Origin of the sequence: Halarcobacter sp. (genome assembly GCF_963675975.1) — a bacterium.
GTDB lineage: Bacteria > Campylobacterota > Campylobacteria > Campylobacterales > Arcobacteraceae > Halarcobacter.
On sequence record NZ_OY780939.1, the window covers coordinates 556,874 to 576,510 of the forward strand.

The following is a 19,637-nucleotide window of genomic DNA, read 5'->3' on the forward strand; positions in this document are numbered from 1 at the left end:
TATTATGTCACAAACACCAGAATTTACACACTTACATTTACATACAGAATATTCACTTTTAGATGGTGCGAATAAGATTAAACCCTTAGCGAAAAAAGTAAAAGAGATGGGGATGAAAAGTGTTGCTATGACAGACCATGGTAACATGTTTGGAGCTATCGACTTTTACAATGCTATGAGAGCACAAGGTATTAAACCAATCATTGGGATGGAAGCATATATTCACAACTCAGAAGAGATTGATGATAAAACTACAAGACAAAGATTTCACTTATGTTTATATGCAAAAAATGACACAGGATATAAAAACTTAATGTTCCTAAGTAGCCAAGCTTATATGCATGGCTTTTATTATTACCCAAGAATAAACAAAAAACTTTTAAAAGAAAACTCAGAAGGTTTAGTTTGTAGTGCCGCTTGTTTACAAGGTGAGATAAACTGGCATCTTAATACAAACAATGAAAGAAATGTAAAGTTTGGTGCAAAAGGTTATGAAAGAGCAAAAGAGATCGCTTTAGAGTATAAAGAGATTTTTGGTGATGACTTTTACTTAGAAATTATGAGACATGGTATTGGTGACCAGTTATTTGTTGATGATATGATTTTAAAAATAGCAAAAGAAACTGGAATAAAAGTTGTTGCTACAAACGATACTCACTACCTAGAACAAAAAGATGCTGAAGCTCACGAAGCATTTATGTGTATTGCCATGAATAAACTTTATGATGATCCAAATAGACTTAGACACTCGGTTCATGAGTTTTATTTAAAAACTCCAGAGCAAGTTTCAAAGCTATATGCAGATATTCCAGAAGCAATTGCAGCAACTCAAGAGATTGCTGACAAATGTAACTTAGAGATAAAACTAGGAAACCCTACTCCACCAAACTTTAAATTTACAAGACAAAAACTTGAAGAAGCAAATGTTGCTATTCCAGAGCCAGAAAATGAATACTCACTGCAAAACGATATTGCTCTATTTGAACATAAATGTTGGGAAGGGCTAGAGATTCGTTTAGAAATTGTACCCGAAGAGAAACACCAAGAATATAGGGACAGACTCCAAGTTGAGATTGATATTATCAATAACATGAAATTCCCAGGATATATGCTAATCGTTTGGGACTTCGTTATTGTAGCAAAACAGATGAAAATCCCAGTTGGTCCAGGAAGGGGTTCAGCAGCAGGAAGCTTGGTTGCCTACTCCCTTTTTATTACCGATATTGACCCTATGCCTTATGGTTTACTTTTTGAGAGATTCCTAAATCCAGAAAGGGTATCGATGCCCGATATCGATATGGACTTCTGTCAAAGTAGAAGGGGTGAAATTATCGATTATGTTGTTCAACAATATGGTCGTTCAAACGTTGCCCAGATTATCACATTTGGTAAACTTCTTGCAAAAGGGGTTATTAGAGATGTTGCCAGAGTTCTTGATATGCCATACTCAAAAGCAGATGCTATGGCAAAACTTATTCCTGATGAACTAGGTATTAATCTTACAGATTCATATGAAAAAGAACCAAAGATTAAAGAGCTTTGTGATGCTGACCCACAAGCAAAAAGAGTATGGGAGTTTGCTTTAGCTTTAGAAGGTCTAAATAGAAATGCCGGTACTCACGCGGCTGGTGTTGTTATCTCAAATGAGCCTTTATGGAAAAAGACTCCATTATTTAAACCTTCAGGTATGGATACAATCGCAACACAATACAATGGTAAATATGTAGAAGATGTTGACTTAATTAAATTCGACTTCTTAGGTCTAAAGACCCTAACAGTTATTGATGAAGCAAATAAACTAGTTGAAAAAAGATATGGAAAAAAGATTGACTTTATCCATGAAGATGTAAATGACCAAGGGGTTTATGACCTAATCCAATCAGGAAATACAATTGGATTATTCCAGATAGAATCTGCAGGTATGCAAGACCTTGCAAAAAGACTTAAACCTTCAGGATTTGAAGATATCATTGCGATGCTTGCCCTTTATAGACCAGGTCCAATGGAGTCAGGGATGCTTGATGACTTTATCGACAGAAAACATGGACGAGCAGAGATTTCATATTTCTATGACGAATTTGAAGAACCTTTAAGACCTATTCTTGAACCAACTTATGGGGTTATTGTTTACCAAGAGCAAGTTATGCAGATTGTACAAACAATTGGTGGATTCAGCCTTGGTGGTGCCGACTTAGTTAGACGGGCAATGGGTAAAAAGATTAAAGAAGAGATGGATAGACTTAAAGGCGAGTTTGCCGAAGGTGGAGTGAAAAAAGGTTATGTAAAAGAGCATTGTGAAGAGCTTTTCGACCTGATTGTAAAATTCGCCGGATATGGTTTTAATAAATCTCACTCAGCAGCCTATGGACTAGTAACATTCTATACAAGTTTCTTGAAAAAATATTATCCAACAGAGTTTATGGCGGCACTTCTTACACTTGAAAAAGATAATACAGATAAAGTTGTAAGATATGTTGATGAAGTAAAAAGATTAGATATTGAGCTTTTCCCTCCACATATTAATAAATCTGACCTTGTTTTCTCTGCAAGAGAAATAGATGGTAAAGAGGTAGTAATGTTTGGTATGGGTGCCATTAAAGGTGCTGGAGATGTTGCTATTAACTCTATTTTAAAAGAGAGAAGAGAGAATGGAGATTTTAAAGATTTAGGTGATTTTATCTCTAGAATTGATGGTAGTAAAGTAAACAAAAGAGTAATTGAAGCTTTAATCAAAGCTGGTGCACTTGATGATTTTGAATACTCAAGAAGAGCTCTTTTAGAACAAATAGAACTAATTGGTGAATATGTTGGTAAAGCAATGCAACTTAAAAAGCAAACTACCTCTTCACTATTTGGTGATGACCAAGAGATGCTAAAAGTTGATGTTGAACTTGAACACATCCCAGAATTTGAACCAAAAGAGATTTTAGAGTTTGAAAAAGCCTCTTTAGGGTTTTATGTTTCTGGTCACCCACTTGATGGTTATAGAGAACAACTTGATAAGATCAACTATACACTAAGTTCTGAAATAGACGAAGTTGCAGATGGTTCACAAGCATTGATTATTGGTAAGATTGAAGAGATAACTCAAAAAATCTCTAAAAAAGGAAATAAATTCGGAATTGCAAATGTTCTGGATTTACACGGAAACTTAGAGATTATGCTTTTTGAAAATAGATTAAAAGAATTAGCAGATGACTTTAAGATTGATTTATCAAACCCTTGGGATTCAGAGCCAATTGCATTTAAAGTTAAAATTACAAAAGATGGTGATTTTACAAGAATGAACATCTTAAAAATAGAATCTTTAGAGGATGCAAAAAAAGATAAAGTAAAAACTAAACTTGCAGAGAAAATAGAGCCACCTTTAACTATTGCAATTCCTTATGAAGAGAAAGAGGATTCTATGTATAAACTTTTTGATTTGATTGCAAATAATCAAGGAAAAAGAGAGTTAAAAGTTATCATAAAAACTAAACTTGCAGACATAGAGTTAGAAACAGGTTTTAGTGTTACTTCAAATGTGGAAGAATATATTAAACAAATACAAGGGGCATATGTAGTTGCATGATGAAACAAATATTACTAACAAATGATGATGGTTTTGATGCAATTGGTTTAAAAGCTTTAGTTGAGGCATTATCACCACTGGCTAAAATTACAGTTGTTGCTCCTGCAAAAAACAAATCTGCTTGTGGTCACTCTTTGACACTAGATAGACCTTTAAAATTAGATTGTGTGGAAGATGATTACTATAAAATTGATGATGGAACTCCAACGGATTGTGTATTTATATCACTAAATAATCTTTTTAAAGAAGGGTATAAACCTGATTTAATAGTTAGCGGAATAAATATTGGTGCAAATATGGGTGAAGACATCACTTATAGTGGTACTGCTGCAGGGGCTATGGAATCCGTACTTCAAGGGGTACCTGCAATTGCCATATCTCAAGTTTGTAAAGACAGATGTCAAGATATAAAAAATGGCTGGGACTTTGCTTTGGCAAAAAAAACAATTACAAATATTGTTGAAAAAATATTTCAAGATGAATTTCCACTGGAAAAAAGAAGATTTTTAAATATAAATATACCACCTGTAAAAGAAGAGGATTGCAAGGGAATAAAAATAACAAAAGCTGGTCACCGTGAATATGGTAACGACACACATAGACATTATAATCCAAGGGGAGAAGAGTTTTATTGGATAGGACTACATCCTCTAATTTGGCAAGCAAGTGAAGACAAAAGCTGTGATTTTGAAGCTATAAAAGAAAACTATGTTTCAATAACACCTGTTAGGCTTGACTTAACCTCTTACGAAGAGATGAATAAATTAGATATTTGGTTAAAAAAAGGAGAAAAATAATTGAATTTAACAAAATCACTTCTATTTAATATAGATAAACTAGTGGGAACACTAAAAACAGAAGAGGAACTAAAAGAGGTTCTAAAAAGAAAATTTACAAAAAAAGAGTTTAAAGTTTTTGTTGCAATGGAAGACAAAAAAGATATAAAAGAGATTGCACAACTAATCAATGATGAAGAAGAAAGAGTTGAAGAACTTTATAAAGCTGCTTGTAAAAAATTAAATCAAGAAAAAATAAAAAAAGAATTAGTAAATCTATAAAAGAGAAGCTACATCTTTAATGTAGCTTTCCTAATAAAATCTGAAATCATTGAAACTCCAGATTCTGAAGTTTTTAATTTATCAAAATTTACCAATATCATACCTGCAAACTTTTTACCTTTGTAAAACTCTATTCTATATAAATTACCTTTTGTATCAACAGAAAAACCATTTAGAAATTTATTTTGTCTAATCTCTAAACCACTCTCATCAATTCTACCTTTTTTTACAAAACCAATTACATTTACTCTAATATCATTGATTGGTTCCACTAAAAAGCTTTCGTTTACATCAACTATTGAACCTATTTTAATCTCTTTTTTAACCCCATCAATTACCATGTTTACTACTTTTGTTTCAGTATCAATATCCATATAATCAGGTTTTAAATTTGCTAATTTTCTATTTCCATAATGGATTACAAAAAGACCATTATCTTTTACAACGGTAAGAAGAGGATTTGATGGACTAAACTCTAATGTTCCATCTTTCTTTATTGGAAAATATTTTAATAAAGTTCTAATTTGACTAAGAGGTAACTGTATAGTTTCATCATAAAAAGAAATATAAATATCGTCATTAATAACTCTTTTAACATTTAAAGAGTTTAAATCAAATTTACGTTTAAACTCTATTCCCATAATTTCCATATATTTTTCTAAAGCTAAAAGATGATAATAAGTTCTTTCATGTAAAGGTAATGTTTTACTAGCTTCATTTCCAAAAGCTGCTTTGCCATTGTTTATTGCAAAATATGTAAGGCTTTTTTCCATCTCTTTATCACCCATTTTTGTATGGGTGTTTTTTGTATGATAAAGATCTCTATCTCTTAATAGGTTTTCATTTACATGTTCGCAAACCTCTTTAGATATCTCTTCTAGGTTTCCATAATATTCAATATCTAATTTTGATTGATCTATGATTGAACTTTGTCCCCATCTATCAGGAGAAAAAGTCCAATTTGTATAATCTTTTCTATAAAAACCACTTCCATCATGCAAATTTAGTACAACTTTTACTTCATCTGATGTGATATATTTTTTGATTCTTTGAACTGCTTCATAATCAGGATCATCTTTAGAAATTTGTGCAAACTTTCTATTCATATCCCCATAAGGACCTCTTGATCTCTTTATAATTGAATAAAAATTTAAATTTGGAACAACCCAAACTGAACCTTTAGTTATCTCATAATGAGTAGTGACAATAGAAGCAGCCATAAAAGCTCCTGGTTCATCACCTTGGATTCCACCAATTATTAAAAGGGTATTATCATCTTGTTTCCCTTTTTTTATAAAATCAAACTCCATATTATTTACATATGAATTTGCAAAAAGATTTTGAATAAATAAAGCTATTAAAAAAATCCTAAATAACTTTAACATGCCATGGTTCATATCTTACCCCGTCCTTATTATTAATTGTATATCTCATCTCTATATATTTTAAACTTCGCATTTTTAAAAACTCTTCAGTAAGGGCAAATCTTGGAGAAAAGTTAGCATGACCAAAGCCTTTTTTACCTACATCAAAATCTGCAATTGTATGATAAGTATATGCAGGAGGAGCTAATGATTTTGAAGCTACAGATAGATTTGTATCAACACTTGCTACTTTATCTAAAAAAAGTTTCATTTGCTTTACGATACTTCTCACTCCTGAAGTCAAAATCAAATTATCACCTATATCATCCAACATCTTAAAATATGTATCATGGGGGTTTCCTTTAAAAAGATAATGCCCCGTCCCAGATATTTTTATTACGTCGTTTTTATTTATTTTTTCTGTAATACTGTTAGATATTCTTTTCCCATAGAAACCATGAACATTTGGATCGTAGTAAAAAATGTACTCCATAAAATCCAAATCTTCTTTTGTAAAAGTTTCTAAACTAGGAACTTTCTTTGAAAGTTCAATAATCTCATCAAAACTTATTATATTAAAATTTCCATATCCTACAAATCTTTGTAGTTGTAAAAGTTTTCTTCTAACATTAATAAAACTACTTACATATTCTGGATTTAAATATACATCTTTTGAAATATGTTGTTCTTTTTTGATCTCTTTATTTTCAACAATTTTTATTTGTGTATCAGACTCTTCAATAATATTTTCTATTTTTGGCTCTTTTTTAGTTTCTTCAATAATCTCTTCTATTTTTTTTACAGCCACTTTTTTATCTACAGTAGTTTTTTCTTTTTCATTTAAGCCAAAAACTTTTATAAAGAAATCTAATAAATCTTCTTTATTTTCGTTTGCAAATAGTTCAGAACTAGTTAAAAGAACTGTAGGTATAGTTATTTTGAAGAAATCTCTACGTTGCATATATATTAAAGTACCATCTTTATATCTTTATGTTCGCCTAATAATTTATGTAATTCTGTTCTATCATCATCATTATGCACTATAAGTTCAATATTATAACTTTTGAATTTTCCTTTTTTACTTACATTCGATTCTTTGATACTATGTTCTCTATCTCCAAAAATATCTTTTGATATATATTTTACATTCATTGTTTCTAATATTACTATTTTATATTTCCACGAACATGGATAGGTAAGCTCTAATTTGTGTTTATTTAAATCAATCATACACTATCTCCTTTAAAATTTTTTCTATTAAAATCACCACTTTTCCCACCACTTTTACTTTCAAGTTGAACTTCAGATATAACCATAGATTTATCAATTGCTTTTACCATATCATAAATAGTTAATAGACCTACAGATACTCCTGTTAAAGCTTCCATTTCAACTCCTGTTTGACCTGACAGTTTAGCAGTAACATATAGTTTAAAACCTGGAAGTTCAGGTAATTCTTCAACATCACAATTAATTCCACTTAAAAGTAAAGGATGACACATTGGTATTAAGTCACTTGTTTTCTTTACACCCATGATTGCAGCTACAACTGCAGTCTGAAGAACAGGACCTTTTTTTGTATTATTACTTATAATTGCATCAAAAGCATCTTGACTCATTGAAATTTTTCCAGATGCTATAGCAACCCTAGTTGTATCTTCTTTATTAGATACATCAACCATCTTAGGTCTATTTTTATCATCTAAGTGTGTTAAGCTCAAGTTTTTTCCTTTACTATATTAGTATGTAAATTATATCCTCTCTTTAGTTAAATTGAAATTAAGTTAACTTTAAATATAATGCAACCCTAAATTTTAAAAGAAAGAGGGTGATTTTAGTGCCAGGCATTAAAGTTAAAGATACCGAATCATTTGACGAAGCATATAGAAGATTCAAGAAACAATGCGATAGAAATCTAATTGTTACTGAAACTAGAGCTAGAAGATTTTTTGAGCCTATGACTGAAAAGAGAAAGAAACAAAAAATTAATGCTAGAAAGAAAATGCTTAAGAGATTGTACATGCTTAGAAGATACGAGTCTAGACTGTAGTATTATAGCATATCGCTGGAGCCCCATTTTATGGGGCTTTTTTTATTTCTAAAAATTATCAACTTAAAATTTCTAGCCTATTTCTATCCAAGAAAAGAAATTTCAAAATTTACAAACAAATCAAAATATTTTTTAACCTTTTAACACTAATAATTCTAAAAAAATTAAAAAACACATAGTAATTAAACTTTTAAATGGATGTACTTTTACATATTTAATTTTCAAAATAAGTATTGCACATATAAAAGAAATGATAACTATAACTAGTTCATGAAAATCAGTTAGTTTCATTAAAGCTAATGCAACAAACATCATACTTACAATAAATACAAGATACTTGATAATAAAATTTAGGAAAAAACTTCCTAGTCCTTTTACCATTGCTTCTTCTCTTACTCTTTTTTGATATTCTTCGTATCTCTTTCTCTCTTCATAATCATCTTGTTTAAATTTTCTACCAAACATTTTTAGTCCTTATTTTCTTATTTTAATTTACTATAAGCATTATTAATATGTTTTGTTATTTCTGTGTATAATTCAAATTTCTCTGGATACTTTTCTTGAGTTACATCAGTATGATACTTTTTCATAAGTATTCTATATGCTTTTTTTATCTCATCTTTTGTTGCATTTTCTGATATACCCAAAACGATATAAGCATTTTCAGAATAAAATTGAGAATATTTATTATCTTTAGTTTCTTTTTTATTCTTTGGTTTTTCTTTAGTATGTTCATATTTTTTTTGTTTTTCATTACTTTTAGAATAGTTATCATTTTTTGATTCTTTTGTATTCTCATTATGGCTATTCTTATTTTTACCAAAAGCTTTTATTAAATTTATAAAACTTCTTACGGCTTTATATGTACTTGAAAATACATAATATATAAGAGAAATAGCAATTAAAAAAAATTCTCCTAAAAATCTCCATTGAGGAATTAAAAGCCCTAATCCAACTGTCATATTCTTATCATAAAGTATTCTAATGTCTTCCATAGTTGCTAGTAGATATAAACCTGCACCTGAAAATATTAATTTAAATATTGTAGTTTCTACTTTTTTAGAAAAGTGAAATGGAACATAGAAAAATAAAAATATTATAAAAGCATTTATAAAATCCATATTAGATATTTCACTACTCAATCTTTCAAAGAAACCCATCTACCACTCCACATTTTCTAAATCAATATATTCAATATCATCAACGATATTATTTGTTAATTTAACAGGTTCTATTTTTTCAAAACTTCTATACATAAAACTTTTATAATAAGGTCTAATATCAATTTTTAATGGTTTTTTATTTGAATATAAAAAGATAGCTTCATTATCTTTCATTGTTCTAATTTCACTAGCACTCATTACATGATTTTTTTCAAAATATGATTTTCCATTAAAATCTTTTTCTAAAGTTTTCTTTTGTCCAAATAGTCTTTCTAAGTTTGTAGCTAATTCTAAATCTACACCACTATATATAAGCTTTGTTGCTATTCCACCATTTAATATAGTATTTGCTTCTTGCTTTGAATATTTACTTTCGATTTGAGAGACATTTTGTAAGATAATTGAAATTGATACCTTATATTTTCTAATTGTTGTTATTATTGATGAAAATTTTGGTATTTGCATATTTCCAAACTCATCTAATAGACAATAAATATCTAAATCTTTTTTTATAGGTAATTTATCCATCATAATATTAAAAAGTTGAGAATAAAATAGATTTAATAAAAAGCTATATTGTTCTTGATATTGCTGTTCTATTCTTATAAAAACTACTGATTTTTCTTTTCTTAGTTTTTCAAAATCAAAAGTATGTGAGTAAGTTAATTTTTCTAAATTATCATTAATTCCAATAGGACTTAATGCAATATTCGCAGTTGCTATAAATCCTTGTATTGTTTTTGGATTTCCAGTTACAAAACCATTGTATTCACTAAATGTTTTATCATCTGCATATCTTTTTACAAATTCATCAAGTGATTCTCCTGCATTTCCAAAATTATTTAATAAATATCTTACATTTGCTAAATTGATATATTTTTTGTTACCAGTTGCTTTTAAAACTTTTATCAAAATTGATATAAAATTTTTAGCTCCATCAGTCCAAATTTTATCCTCTGCCCTATTACTTTTAACTCCTGCTGATGATAATAGTATATCACTTACCATATCAATACTCATAGAGTCTTTTGCATATTCTAAAGGGTTATATCTTATTGATTCTTCTAAACTCTTTGGGTCTAAAACATATATATTAAAACCTTGCTGTTTTAGGTAACCACTTGTCTTATAAAATATCTCTCCACTTAAATCAGTAATAACCATTGAGCATTTTTGATTAGCTAGTTTATAAATATTTGGTAAAACATAAGAAGTTGTTTTACCTCCACCAGTTCTAGAAATTAAAGCTAAATGATTAAAACTCTCTTTTGAAGATAATCTTTTACTTTTTCCATCAATTAATAATCCATCATTAAATCTTGATAATATTTTAATTTCATCTTGTTTATTCATCATTCCATCATCTTTTAATGGTGGTCGTGTTAAATATGAAAATATCAAAGATAATGGATTTGCAAACTCAATTCCTAATTTACGAAGAAAAGGTTTCATAAATTGAAATATTATAAAAATAAAAAGTAGTAATAAAATTAAAGGGGCTAAAGACTCCAAAATACAACCTAGTTTTTTAGTAACCAATTTTATTATAATTTTCTTAAAGTTTTATCTCTTCAAGTAAGTTGATTTAATTTATTTTTTCATCTAGACCTAAAATAATCTTTTGAATAAGACCTATCCTTTTTAACTCTTTGCCGTTTTATCTCTCTTTCTTTAGTTTTTTCAAATCTTTTAAACATATCTTTAAATTTCTTTTCAACTGACAAAGTTTTTAACCTATAATTTTTATTTTTGTAACTAACACCTATAGTATTTCCTTTTTCATAAAGTTCATAACCAAGATTTTTTAGTTGATTTTCAAAATGTAGCCGAGATGTAGATTTTTCAAAAAGTTCAGTAAAAAACTCTTTTAGTTTATCTTTCATTGTAGTTTCTTTTCTTTTATATTTTATCTCTTGTTCATTCTTTTTAGATTTTGAGATGTCTTTTTTTGATTGATATAATTTAGATTCATTAAGCTCTAGATATTTTTGATTTTTATATAGTTCTAAATTTTTTTGTATATTTGAAAACTCTTTTTTTGATAGTCTAACTCTTTTATTATCCATGCACTTATTAGCACTAATCATAAGATGAATATGTATATGTTCTTTATCTTGATGTATAACTCCCAGAGATAATTGTTCACTAGCTCTTAATTCTAAATACTTAATAGCAAGATCATATAATATCTCTTTTTGTTTCTCTAAGGGTAAATCATTTTTTTCAAGAGATAAAAGTTCATGGTACATAAAAACTTTTCCCCTTGAGTTTTCAATATGTTTTGCATTTTGATAAAATTCTTTAATAAGTTCTTTTCTATTTTGAGGATTTGAATACATATTTCTAACAAAGCTAAAACTATTTTTATCCCTTTTTAGATAATCATATAATTGAGAAAAAGATTTACTTTTTCTACTCATTGATTTTATTATCATTATTAAACTTTAGTGATAAATTTTCTAAACTCTTCTTCATAGTTTTTCAAAGAGTTAATTAAGATTGTAATATCTATCATTTCATCAATATTAGTTTTATATGCTATTTGATTTATATTATTAGCTATACCTCTTGAAATACGAATATACTCATTTATATAATCTTTTTTTTCTTGTGTTAGTTGAACCAAAGGTTCATTATTTAAAAAAGATGTGACAACATTTTTTGCATAAGTATTTGTTTTTATATCTAAAATAATTGCTCTTCTTTTAAGCTCTTCAAAAAAAGCATTTGATAGAGGAAAAGTAACTATTTTATTTTTCTTGTTATATGATTTTTTATAACTGCTTTGATAATCTTTTGCATTCATTGTAAAATCTTTATATTAAATTGTTTGCACAACTCTTGTGTAATATTTAGCTAATTCAGTTAATGGATAAAATATATCTCCATTCCCTTTTTTGATGTATGCACATCCTAAGCCACTTTTTCTTAATCTATCTAAAGTTGAGATTGATTGTCCTGTTTCTAGTGACATCTCTTTTTTACTAATCGCTATTTTTTTATATTTTGAATATAGAGTTTCAAATAACACTTTTTCATCACTACTCATTGTAAACTCCTTTGATTTAATATGACTAATTCTAAAGTATTTTTACTTAATAAATATAATAAATACTTAGTATTAATTAATAAAATATAATAAAAAATAGATTTGATGAGATTTGAATAGATATATAGTAATAAATAATTAATACTTAGTATTATATAATTTTACTAAAGGAATACTATCATGAGTGATGAATTAGAAAGAAGAAAAAATAGAAATGTCGGTCGTCCTAAGATTGAGGACAAAGAACAGATAAGAGATAAAAAGGTTATGATGTCTTTTACTCAAAGTGAATACGATGAGTTTAAAAGAATGCAGAAGCTTTTGAATAAATCTACTCTTACTTCTACACTACACTTTTTTATTGATAGAGGTGTAGAAGCCATAAGAGAAGATTTTACAAGAGAAAGATAAAATAAATTTGATCTTTTATCTCTCTCTTGTTAAGTAAAGTGCCAACTTTACTTAAATAAAAAACTATCAATTTTCAATTTATTTCAATAAGTTTTTTATTTGTTTGATAAGGGTTTTTAGGGATAACTTTTTAAAGTTAATTTCCCTGAACAAGTTAGGCATTTTTTCGAATTCTTAAGAATTCCCGAAAATATGCAAACTTGCTCTATTGCCAAAAGCAATAGATATTCAGCCACAGATTTCTTAAGAATATGATTTCATTGATTTTACTTTTAGCTCTTGTATTTCAAGGTTTGAGTTCCTGATTATATTTAACTCTATCTTGTCAATACAGATAAAATTCTCATCTTTAGAGGAATAAAAATAAAATACTTTTGGAACTCTTTTGACTAATATTCTAGTGTATCAATTGAGATTTTTAACTCAAAAATCTCTTTTATATGCTCTATTAATTATCTCTTCTAAAACTTTTTTTGTAACTACTTTATTTCTAGAGATTCAGTTGATATAAAAAGAATGACTCATAACATCATAGTAATAAATATAATAAGTTCACTTTCATTTTTTCTTTTGATTTTTTATATAAATAGCTCTAAGTCATAAATTCTTTTTAGCAGTTTTTATTTCAAGTAATGTTTCAAAAGTATTCATAAGATTTTTTTAGTTTTTAAAATGTCGCGACATATTAACACTAACATAAAATTTTAATTTTTGTCAAAAAAACAACCTTGTTTTTTGGCTTGTTATAGCTAAAAATACAAGGTTAATATTGTCAATTTTTTTCTTTTTATATGCCGATTTTTTGCATAAAAATTGCCAGATTATAAAAAAAAGATATTAAAAATTCATTAAAATTCAAGAATTAATTTAAAAAGAGAGATTTTTAATAAAATCTCTCAAATTCACTTTGAACAATTTCAGAAGTGAAGTAAATATGACTATCTAAAAAGTTTGTATATATTTCATATTCATTACTTTCTGTTTCAAATAATTCTGAATTTTCTTCAATAAATTTTGAAGCTATTTGAGTTAAAGCTTCATATATAAAATAGTTAATATCAGCTTTAAATCCTTTTCAAAAATTGAACTCGATATTTTCAGATATATCATCAACATCTAGTTCATATTTTTCTATAAGCTCAACAAGAAACTTAACATCTAAATATCAAGCTCACAAAGTATTTCTTGATAAATCCATAAGTATATTTACATTCATAATCATAAATATTAAAAAATAAAAGTGATTAGAATGAAAAAAACAATTACTAAAAAAAAGCAAGGTGGAGACTTGTACTACCTTGCTTTTTTTTAGTTTGTTTTTTATAATTTACTTTTTTTATTTGAATTCCTAACTAACTCTTTGACTCTAAGTTAGCTAGAAAAAATCAAGTTGTTCTATTATTTAAGACTTGTATTCTTGAAATAGCTTTTAGACTTAATGAAGTTATACCATTTGCAATATTTTCATCTATAATATCTTCTCAAAGCATTTTATTAAATAATCTAATAAAAGCTAATTTTTCAGCTGCATTAATCTCATTATTTCAGAAATCTTTATCGAATCCTAAAACTCAATTTTGTAAATCCATTTTTTCTGCTAAATCAAATCTAGCTTTATTTCTATTAATATATTCAATTACAATATCTGTAATTCTATCTTTTGATAAAAGATCAAAACCTATTGAATTTAAAAAAAACAATGTTTGTTTTTTTCTTTCATCTTGCTCTCTTATCTCTTTTTCATTTTGAGCTATTAATTGAGCTACTCTTTCTTTTGATTTTTTAATCTTTTCTTCTTTTAATTTTTCAAGTTCTGTTTTTTTATTGTTTATAACAAAAATCACCTCATCATATGAATTTTTATTTTCTAGTCCTAATTCATTATATAAAATAGAATTTTCATTTTTTAACTGCTCTTTAAAATCATTAAATTTTATATTAGTTTCTTTTGCTTTTTCTACAAAATTTAAAATTGAAAATAAATTATCTAAATACTCATTTAATGGTTTTAGCTCTTGGTTTGTTTCTTGATTAATTTGCCTTAATTCAAGTTCATTTTTAGGATTTATATCACTTTGTATTTCATAATCACTGCCTTGTAAACTTAAACTTCTAGAATCAGAATTAGCCTTTATTTCAAAATCTCAATCTTGTTTAATCAAAGTATCATTTGATAAATTAACCCCATTTAAATCACTTACTCATAACTTTAGTTGAGCTATATTTGAGATTGAATCTAATTCTATACTTTCAAATTTTTCTTTTAAACTACTATCAATTCATATAATACTATTTTTAAAAGTTTCGTATCTATTTGTAGAGTTTTTTTCATCATACTCTTTTAAATCATTTACTATTGTAGTTAAAGCTACTGGATTATGAAGAATTTCTAGAATTTCATCTAATTTTCCTTGCATTAATTCACTAAGTTCTTTTGTACCAGTTAAACTTAATTCTTCACGCTCATTTTGTAAATTTTGAGTTTGATTTATCAAGTTTAAAATCTCTTCTGCATTTTTATTATTACTTAATCATGTTAGTGAATTTTGGATAGAATTTAATTGTTCTTTTATTTCTTGATTTTGAGTTTCTATTAATTCATTATTGGTATTAATTTCTTCTGTTTTTTGTATAGTTTCATCTGTTTCAAGAGATATAAGTTTATCTTGCAGTTCATCTAATCTGTTAAAATCTGGATTATCACTACTTTCTATTTCTTTTATTTGCTCTTGTATAAAAAACTTTAATATTTCATCTTTTGGTTTACTTTGAAGTTCTTCTAAAAAAATTTTATCTTGCTTTAATAATATATTTCTATATTTATCTTCATCTTCTTTACTCACTCAAAAATCATCTAAAATATCATTTATTTTAGATAACTTATTTGATAAATCTAAACTCTCTCCAGCAGTTTGAATATCAATCTCACTAGTATTTTTTTGAGTATCTTGATTATTTAAATCATTTAATCAATTAGGTATTTCTCACATAGATAATTTATAAAGCTTTATATATTATATACTTTATCATATAAACATTTTTTTATCAAAAAATATCTATTATCCTACATAGACTGTTTTATTATCTCTAATTTTTCTTTTATCTTCTTATTATCCTCTATAGTTTTATTTTGTTCTATAAGAGTTATGGATTCATTTTTTTGCTTTTGATTTTCAATTGCTATTAATTCTTTTTTCAAATAATATCTTGATCTTTTATCCTCAATTGTGAGTTTATCTTTTTTTTCTATTTCATCTATTTGTTTTTGTATTTCTAAAGATAATTTATTACAAGATTTTCTTGTATCACAAATTACTTCTTTTTTTAATTCATTATCTAAATTACTTGCATTTAATGAACTAATGAAAATTAAAATTGATAAATAATACTTCATTTTAAAACTCCTTAATATAATGGTTTTTCTCTATCACATTGAGGACAAAAGTTTCTATCATTAGGAACACTATTCCCACATTTACATAACCACTTTAAAACTAAAAAGTTTAATTTTTTTAATAACATTTATTTTCCTTTCAAGATCCATATCTTAAAAAATTGTTTATTTTCCTATATCCACTTCTTAAAATCTTCAAAGTAAGTATGTCTTTTATTGAATTTTTAAAAAATGAAGGAAATATAGAAATCAAAATTGCAGATACAGGCAAAGTTAAAAGATTTACAAAAGATATAAATCCACCTATAAAAGTCCATATAAATATAGCTAAAAGATAAAAAGGTAATCTAATTAATACACCCATATTAAAATCCTTGAAAAACTATAATCTATTTTGGATTATATTAACCATTTTAGACTTAATAGTAAATTACAATATAGATAATTTTAACCAAAATGGAATCAGGAAAAATCATGGAAGTTTGGGAAAAAATAAATTATCTATTAATTGAAAAAGACATATCAAAAAAAGATTTTGTTGATAAAGTTCTATCACTAGAGCCAAAACTTAAACAAACTGGTGAAGTACCCTCTATCCAAACTTTTTATAGATATTTAAATAATCAAAGAGAAATAAAGATTGAATTAATACCCTATATTGCTGAAGCTTTAAATGTTAGAGAACAAGAACTTTTTACAAATGAAATTGAATATTCAAATGACTATAATTATAAGTATTCAAAAGAAGCTAGAGAAATTCTAGATTTACTAAAATATGCCCCAAGAAATGCTATTGATGAGATTAAAAATTATCTAATCAAGTATAAAAATATTTATGAAAAAGGTTTAAATGACTAAAAAAAGAAATAGATTTTTTCTATTTCTTTTTAAAACCTTTTGATTCTAAACAATTATAAAATTGTTCCCATTGAGTTCCAGATGAATATCTAGCTATTCCACCACTATTTTTTTCTTTACAACATTCACACATTGCTTTTGCTATATCTTTTTCTGGATAGTGTGAGTAATATTTGTTATACTTATCTTTTAGCTCGTTATAGCCATTACTATCAGTATCTTGTCCACAAGCTACTAAAGTATTATCTCTATCTCCTAATCCAATTGCATCTAAATAACTCCATCCACTTGTTACATCTTCAATAGTTTCAACTTTATTACAATCAAGACTCATTCATAACTCCTTTTTAATAATTTTAGTTATTATAGTATATAAAATTTTAAAACTTTTTTCTAAATAAATTATTTTAGCTAGTTTATTCCGTTTCTTCAATATAAACTACATTTTTAATGTCAAAATTATATTTTAACATATTGAAATCTAACTCAAAAATCTCATATTCAGTATTTATATATTCATTTATAGAATATTGCATACTTTCCGATAAGCTACTTCATACTTTAATTTGTTTTGTAAGATTTAATTCATAACTTCATAACTTTTCTCAAAATATATTATATATATAAAAACTTCACTTAATACCTTTTATATCTTTTTCTGAGTTATTTGTTATTTTAATGGTAAAATCAACATAATTTTGAAATGTTCATTCTGTTGAAGTTTTATTTATGATTTCATAATTAATTTTATTTATATCTGTTCATGTATTATTTCAAAAAATCTTATTTGTAAAATCATATTCATCTTTATATACAATATCAGTAATTGTATGTTTATATTTTAAATCTTCATAATTAGATTTTGCTAATTTAATATCATCACTAAGAAATTCATTATAAGAATAAGTTCCTTTTTCTCTTATAGTTGTTCAACTACCAAAATCTCATATTCTATCAATACTAAATTTTGACAATCTATCATCAAACATATCAAAAACTTCAAAACTTCATTTGTATCCCAAAATATCTTTTCATGAGTTATTTGTTAAGTCATATGAAAACTCAAAGTTATCAAACCAATCTCAATTTACAAAAACATAATTTGTCAACTTAAAATCTAGCAACTTAGTAAAAGTTTTATCATCTGATGATTTATTTCACAAAGTCCCGCTTCATGATGTAGTAACTAATCCTGAATCATTATTTAATTCTGATGTAGTTCAATTTAAAGTTTTTTCTAGTTCTGATGGTTGATTTAAATAGTAGATTGATAATATAATTACTACTAAAAATAATATTCACATACTCTTTCAAGTATTTTGTTCTGATTTTGGTTTCTTAGCAAAAGTTCAAATTATCAATCCTCAAACTATTCAAATTATTAAACATAAGAATATAATCATAAATCATCAAATTGCTCCTCATATTGCAGAAGCTCATGCAGTCAAACTATCTTCACTTGAACTAACCATAGTTGATGTAAAAGCTATTGAATAAAAAATAGCAGCTAAAGGTAAGAAGAAAAATAAATTTTTAATTGCTCTCACTGAATAGTATGAAATGTATTCTTTAGTTTCTAATTCCCATATTGAAAATAGATAAACTGCAAATAAAATTAAAAATCCAGTAAAAGAAAATACAAATATAGAAGAAAAACTTACAACAATTGAAGCAAATATTGCAACTATTATAGAATATATAATTTTTCTAGTAAGGAATTCTTTATTCTTTATATTTACAATTTTTTTATTTACCATAGACAAATAATTATTAAATAAAATGGTACTTTTGAATTTGGCAATTTAAAGTATGTTTATAATATTGATAAACTCTAAAAATTCAAATATTATCAAAATAAAATAGCAGGCTTTATCCTGCTATTTTATTTTTTTCTTTATCTTTAAAAGTTTGACTTCCGTATTTAGATTTTATTTCATCCATTGATTTTGGATTTGGATTTTTTGATTTCATTTCTCCATAGTACCACATCTTTTTTTTACTAGCCCATTTAAAACCTAGCTCTTTTAACTTATCTTTTATATTTCTTGTATCGCCACTAACCCATATCCAAGAACCCACAAGTTCAATTGTGATATTTTCAAAATGTAATATCTTACTAATGATTTTTTCTAATTCAATATCAATTTTACTATCATTTGAAAAATAGATTTTATGCTCTATAAAATCATTATATACAGAATTTAAGATTTTAAATTCTTCATCACTTCCACCAACATCAGGATGAAGCTTCTTAGCTAAAGTTTTATAAACTTTTTTAGCTTCATTTATGCCAGTTACATTTTTAAACTCATTTTCAATTTCTAACTTTGTCATCTTATATCCTTCAAAATTGTTTTGCCTTTTTTGAAGATTCAGAGGGTTTTTAACTCTTCTTTTTAAATTTTAAGAAAAGAAAAAATATCTCTAATTCTTATTAAGGCTTTGCCTCTTTAGTTAGTTCATCGGGCTTTTTTCAAAGTTATATGAAATAGATTTTTACTTGGTATAAAATTGTAATTTGAAGTATTGAAAATTTAATTTTAGAGTAAGTAAATAATATATTAGAATGTAACGACTAAAAAGTCTTATGGATTAACTATTGCAATTTTAAGAAGATCTTATGATATTTTTCATTCTGTTATGAAATAAAAATTTAAAAGTAGAAGAGTTTTTTTATTATAAAATCTAGTAGATTTTATATCAATTTACTAACGCCTTT

At 26.2% G+C, this 19,637-nt stretch carries 24 protein-coding genes; 6 read left to right on the forward strand and 18 right to left on the reverse strand.

The genetic code is table 11. From position 1 onward, the window contains the following. Positions 1-4 precede the first annotated feature (4 nt). The 3 genes from dnaE to ACKU3H_RS02615 are packed head-to-tail and all read left to right on the forward strand — an operon-like array spanning position 5 to position 4,629. On the forward strand, positions 5-3,571 hold the full coding sequence (dnaE, locus tag ACKU3H_RS02605; protein WP_320035426.1) for a DNA polymerase III subunit alpha: 3,567 nt from the start codon (positions 5-7) through the stop codon (positions 3,569-3,571). Then, a complete protein-coding gene (gene surE / locus ACKU3H_RS02610; protein WP_320036457.1) occupies positions 3,571-4,368 on the forward strand; it encodes a 5'/3'-nucleotidase SurE in 798 nt (265 codons plus the stop codon). Before dnaE ends, surE begins: the two co-directional genes overlap by 1 nt. After that, a complete protein-coding gene (locus ACKU3H_RS02615; protein WP_320035427.1) occupies positions 4,369-4,629 on the forward strand; it encodes a hypothetical protein in 261 nt (86 codons plus the stop codon). A gap of 8 nt (positions 4,630-4,637) precedes the next feature. Here ACKU3H_RS02615 and ACKU3H_RS02620 read toward each other — a convergent pair whose 3' ends face one another. The 4 genes from ACKU3H_RS02620 to moaC are packed head-to-tail and all read right to left on the reverse strand — an operon-like array spanning position 4,638 to position 7,714. Then, positions 4,638-6,026, reverse strand: a complete 1,389-nt coding sequence (locus ACKU3H_RS02620) for a M99 family carboxypeptidase catalytic domain-containing protein (protein WP_320035428.1) — start codon at positions 6,024-6,026, stop codon at positions 4,638-4,640. Continuing rightward, entirely contained in the window at positions 5,998-6,954 is a 957-nt protein-coding gene (locus tag ACKU3H_RS02625; protein ID WP_320035429.1) for a M15 family metallopeptidase, read from the reverse strand. The genes ACKU3H_RS02620 and ACKU3H_RS02625 overlap by 29 nt, the downstream gene beginning before the upstream one ends. A gap of 5 nt (positions 6,955-6,959) precedes the next feature. Next, positions 6,960-7,223 carry a DUF493 domain-containing protein gene (locus ACKU3H_RS02630; RefSeq protein ID WP_320035430.1) on the reverse strand — a complete coding sequence of 88 codons (264 nt, stop codon included), beginning with the start codon at positions 7,221-7,223 and terminating at the stop codon, positions 6,960-6,962. Continuing rightward, positions 7,220-7,714 carry a cyclic pyranopterin monophosphate synthase MoaC gene (gene moaC, locus ACKU3H_RS02635; RefSeq protein WP_320035431.1) on the reverse strand — a complete coding sequence of 165 codons (495 nt, stop codon included), beginning with the start codon at positions 7,712-7,714 and terminating at the stop codon, positions 7,220-7,222. Before moaC ends, ACKU3H_RS02630 begins: the two co-directional genes overlap by 4 nt. Positions 7,715-7,830: 116 nt before the next feature. Here moaC and rpsU point away from each other — a divergent pair, with 116 nt between their 5' ends. Then, the gene (gene rpsU / locus ACKU3H_RS02640; RefSeq protein ID WP_320035432.1) at positions 7,831-8,043 is read left to right on the forward strand and encodes a 30S ribosomal protein S21; all 213 of its coding nucleotides are present in this window, start codon (positions 7,831-7,833) and stop codon (positions 8,041-8,043) included. 132 nt (positions 8,044-8,175) lie between these two features. Here rpsU and ACKU3H_RS02645 read toward each other — a convergent pair whose 3' ends face one another. The 6 genes from ACKU3H_RS02645 to ACKU3H_RS02670 all read right to left on the reverse strand — a co-directional run bounded on the left by ACKU3H_RS02645 (position 8,176) and on the right by ACKU3H_RS02670 (position 12,255). Continuing rightward, positions 8,176-8,508 (reverse strand): hypothetical protein, encoded by a 333-nt coding sequence (locus tag ACKU3H_RS02645; RefSeq protein WP_320035433.1) that lies wholly within the window; start codon positions 8,506-8,508, stop codon positions 8,176-8,178. Between the two features lie 17 nt (positions 8,509-8,525). Continuing rightward, complete coding sequence (locus tag ACKU3H_RS02650) at positions 8,526-9,203, reverse strand: J domain-containing protein (protein WP_407933675.1); 678 nt, start codon at positions 9,201-9,203, stop codon at positions 8,526-8,528. Continuing rightward, positions 9,204-10,718, reverse strand: coding sequence for a type IV secretory system conjugative DNA transfer family protein (locus ACKU3H_RS02655; protein WP_320035434.1), 1,515 nt, complete (start codon positions 10,716-10,718; stop codon positions 9,204-9,206). It lies immediately after the preceding gene. A gap of 86 nt (positions 10,719-10,804) precedes the next feature. Next, positions 10,805-11,641, reverse strand: coding sequence for a relaxase/mobilization nuclease domain-containing protein (locus ACKU3H_RS02660; RefSeq protein ID WP_320035435.1), 837 nt, complete (start codon positions 11,639-11,641; stop codon positions 10,805-10,807). Between the two features lie 2 nt (positions 11,642-11,643). Beyond that, positions 11,644-12,012: a hypothetical protein gene (locus tag ACKU3H_RS02665; protein WP_320035436.1), complete on the reverse strand. Its 369-nt coding sequence runs from the start codon at positions 12,010-12,012 to the stop codon at positions 11,644-11,646. A gap of 15 nt (positions 12,013-12,027) precedes the next feature. Next, the gene (locus ACKU3H_RS02670) at positions 12,028-12,255 is read right to left on the reverse strand and encodes a hypothetical protein (RefSeq protein WP_320035437.1); all 228 of its coding nucleotides are present in this window, start codon (positions 12,253-12,255) and stop codon (positions 12,028-12,030) included. A 180-nt stretch (positions 12,256-12,435) separates the two neighbouring features. On the opposite strand from ACKU3H_RS02670, the gene ACKU3H_RS02675 reads away from it, so the two are divergent. Further along, the gene (locus tag ACKU3H_RS02675; protein WP_320035438.1) at positions 12,436-12,666 is read left to right on the forward strand and encodes a hypothetical protein; all 231 of its coding nucleotides are present in this window, start codon (positions 12,436-12,438) and stop codon (positions 12,664-12,666) included. A 1,571-nt stretch (positions 12,667-14,237) separates the two neighbouring features. Here the strand turns inward: ACKU3H_RS02675 and ACKU3H_RS02680 are convergent. From ACKU3H_RS02680 to ACKU3H_RS02700, 5 genes are all read right to left on the reverse strand, one after another. Continuing rightward, on the reverse strand, positions 14,238-14,510 hold the full coding sequence (locus tag ACKU3H_RS02680) for a hypothetical protein (protein WP_320035439.1): 273 nt from the start codon (positions 14,508-14,510) through the stop codon (positions 14,238-14,240). Positions 14,511-14,945: 435 nt separating this feature from the next. Beyond that, a complete protein-coding gene (locus ACKU3H_RS02685; protein ID WP_320035440.1) occupies positions 14,946-15,161 on the reverse strand; it encodes a hypothetical protein in 216 nt (71 codons plus the stop codon). A 36-nt stretch (positions 15,162-15,197) separates the two neighbouring features. Next, complete coding sequence (locus tag ACKU3H_RS02690; RefSeq protein WP_320035441.1) at positions 15,198-15,509, reverse strand: hypothetical protein; 312 nt, start codon at positions 15,507-15,509, stop codon at positions 15,198-15,200. 221 nt (positions 15,510-15,730) lie between these two features. Further along, on the reverse strand, positions 15,731-16,060 hold the full coding sequence (locus tag ACKU3H_RS02695) for a hypothetical protein (protein ID WP_320035442.1): 330 nt from the start codon (positions 16,058-16,060) through the stop codon (positions 15,731-15,733). A gap of 139 nt (positions 16,061-16,199) precedes the next feature. Then, entirely contained in the window at positions 16,200-16,424 is a 225-nt protein-coding gene (locus tag ACKU3H_RS02700; RefSeq protein ID WP_320035443.1) for a hypothetical protein, read from the reverse strand. Positions 16,425-16,534: 110 nt separating this feature from the next. Between ACKU3H_RS02700 and ACKU3H_RS02705 the strand changes: the two genes are divergently transcribed. Next, positions 16,535-16,918 carry a hypothetical protein gene (locus tag ACKU3H_RS02705; protein WP_320035444.1) on the forward strand — a complete coding sequence of 128 codons (384 nt, stop codon included), beginning with the start codon at positions 16,535-16,537 and terminating at the stop codon, positions 16,916-16,918. Between the two features lie 19 nt (positions 16,919-16,937). On the opposite strand, the gene ACKU3H_RS02710 is transcribed toward ACKU3H_RS02705, so the two are convergent. The 3 genes from ACKU3H_RS02710 to ACKU3H_RS02720 form a co-directional block, all read right to left on the reverse strand. Beyond that, positions 16,938-17,252 carry a hypothetical protein gene (locus ACKU3H_RS02710; RefSeq protein ID WP_320035445.1) on the reverse strand — a complete coding sequence of 105 codons (315 nt, stop codon included), beginning with the start codon at positions 17,250-17,252 and terminating at the stop codon, positions 16,938-16,940. A 1,102-nt stretch (positions 17,253-18,354) separates the two neighbouring features. Beyond that, entirely contained in the window at positions 18,355-18,675 is a 321-nt protein-coding gene (locus ACKU3H_RS02715; protein WP_320035446.1) for a hypothetical protein, read from the reverse strand. A gap of 112 nt (positions 18,676-18,787) precedes the next feature. Continuing rightward, positions 18,788-19,252: a hypothetical protein gene (locus ACKU3H_RS02720; protein WP_320035447.1), complete on the reverse strand. Its 465-nt coding sequence runs from the start codon at positions 19,250-19,252 to the stop codon at positions 18,788-18,790. Between the last annotated feature and the right edge of the window lie 385 nt (positions 19,253-19,637).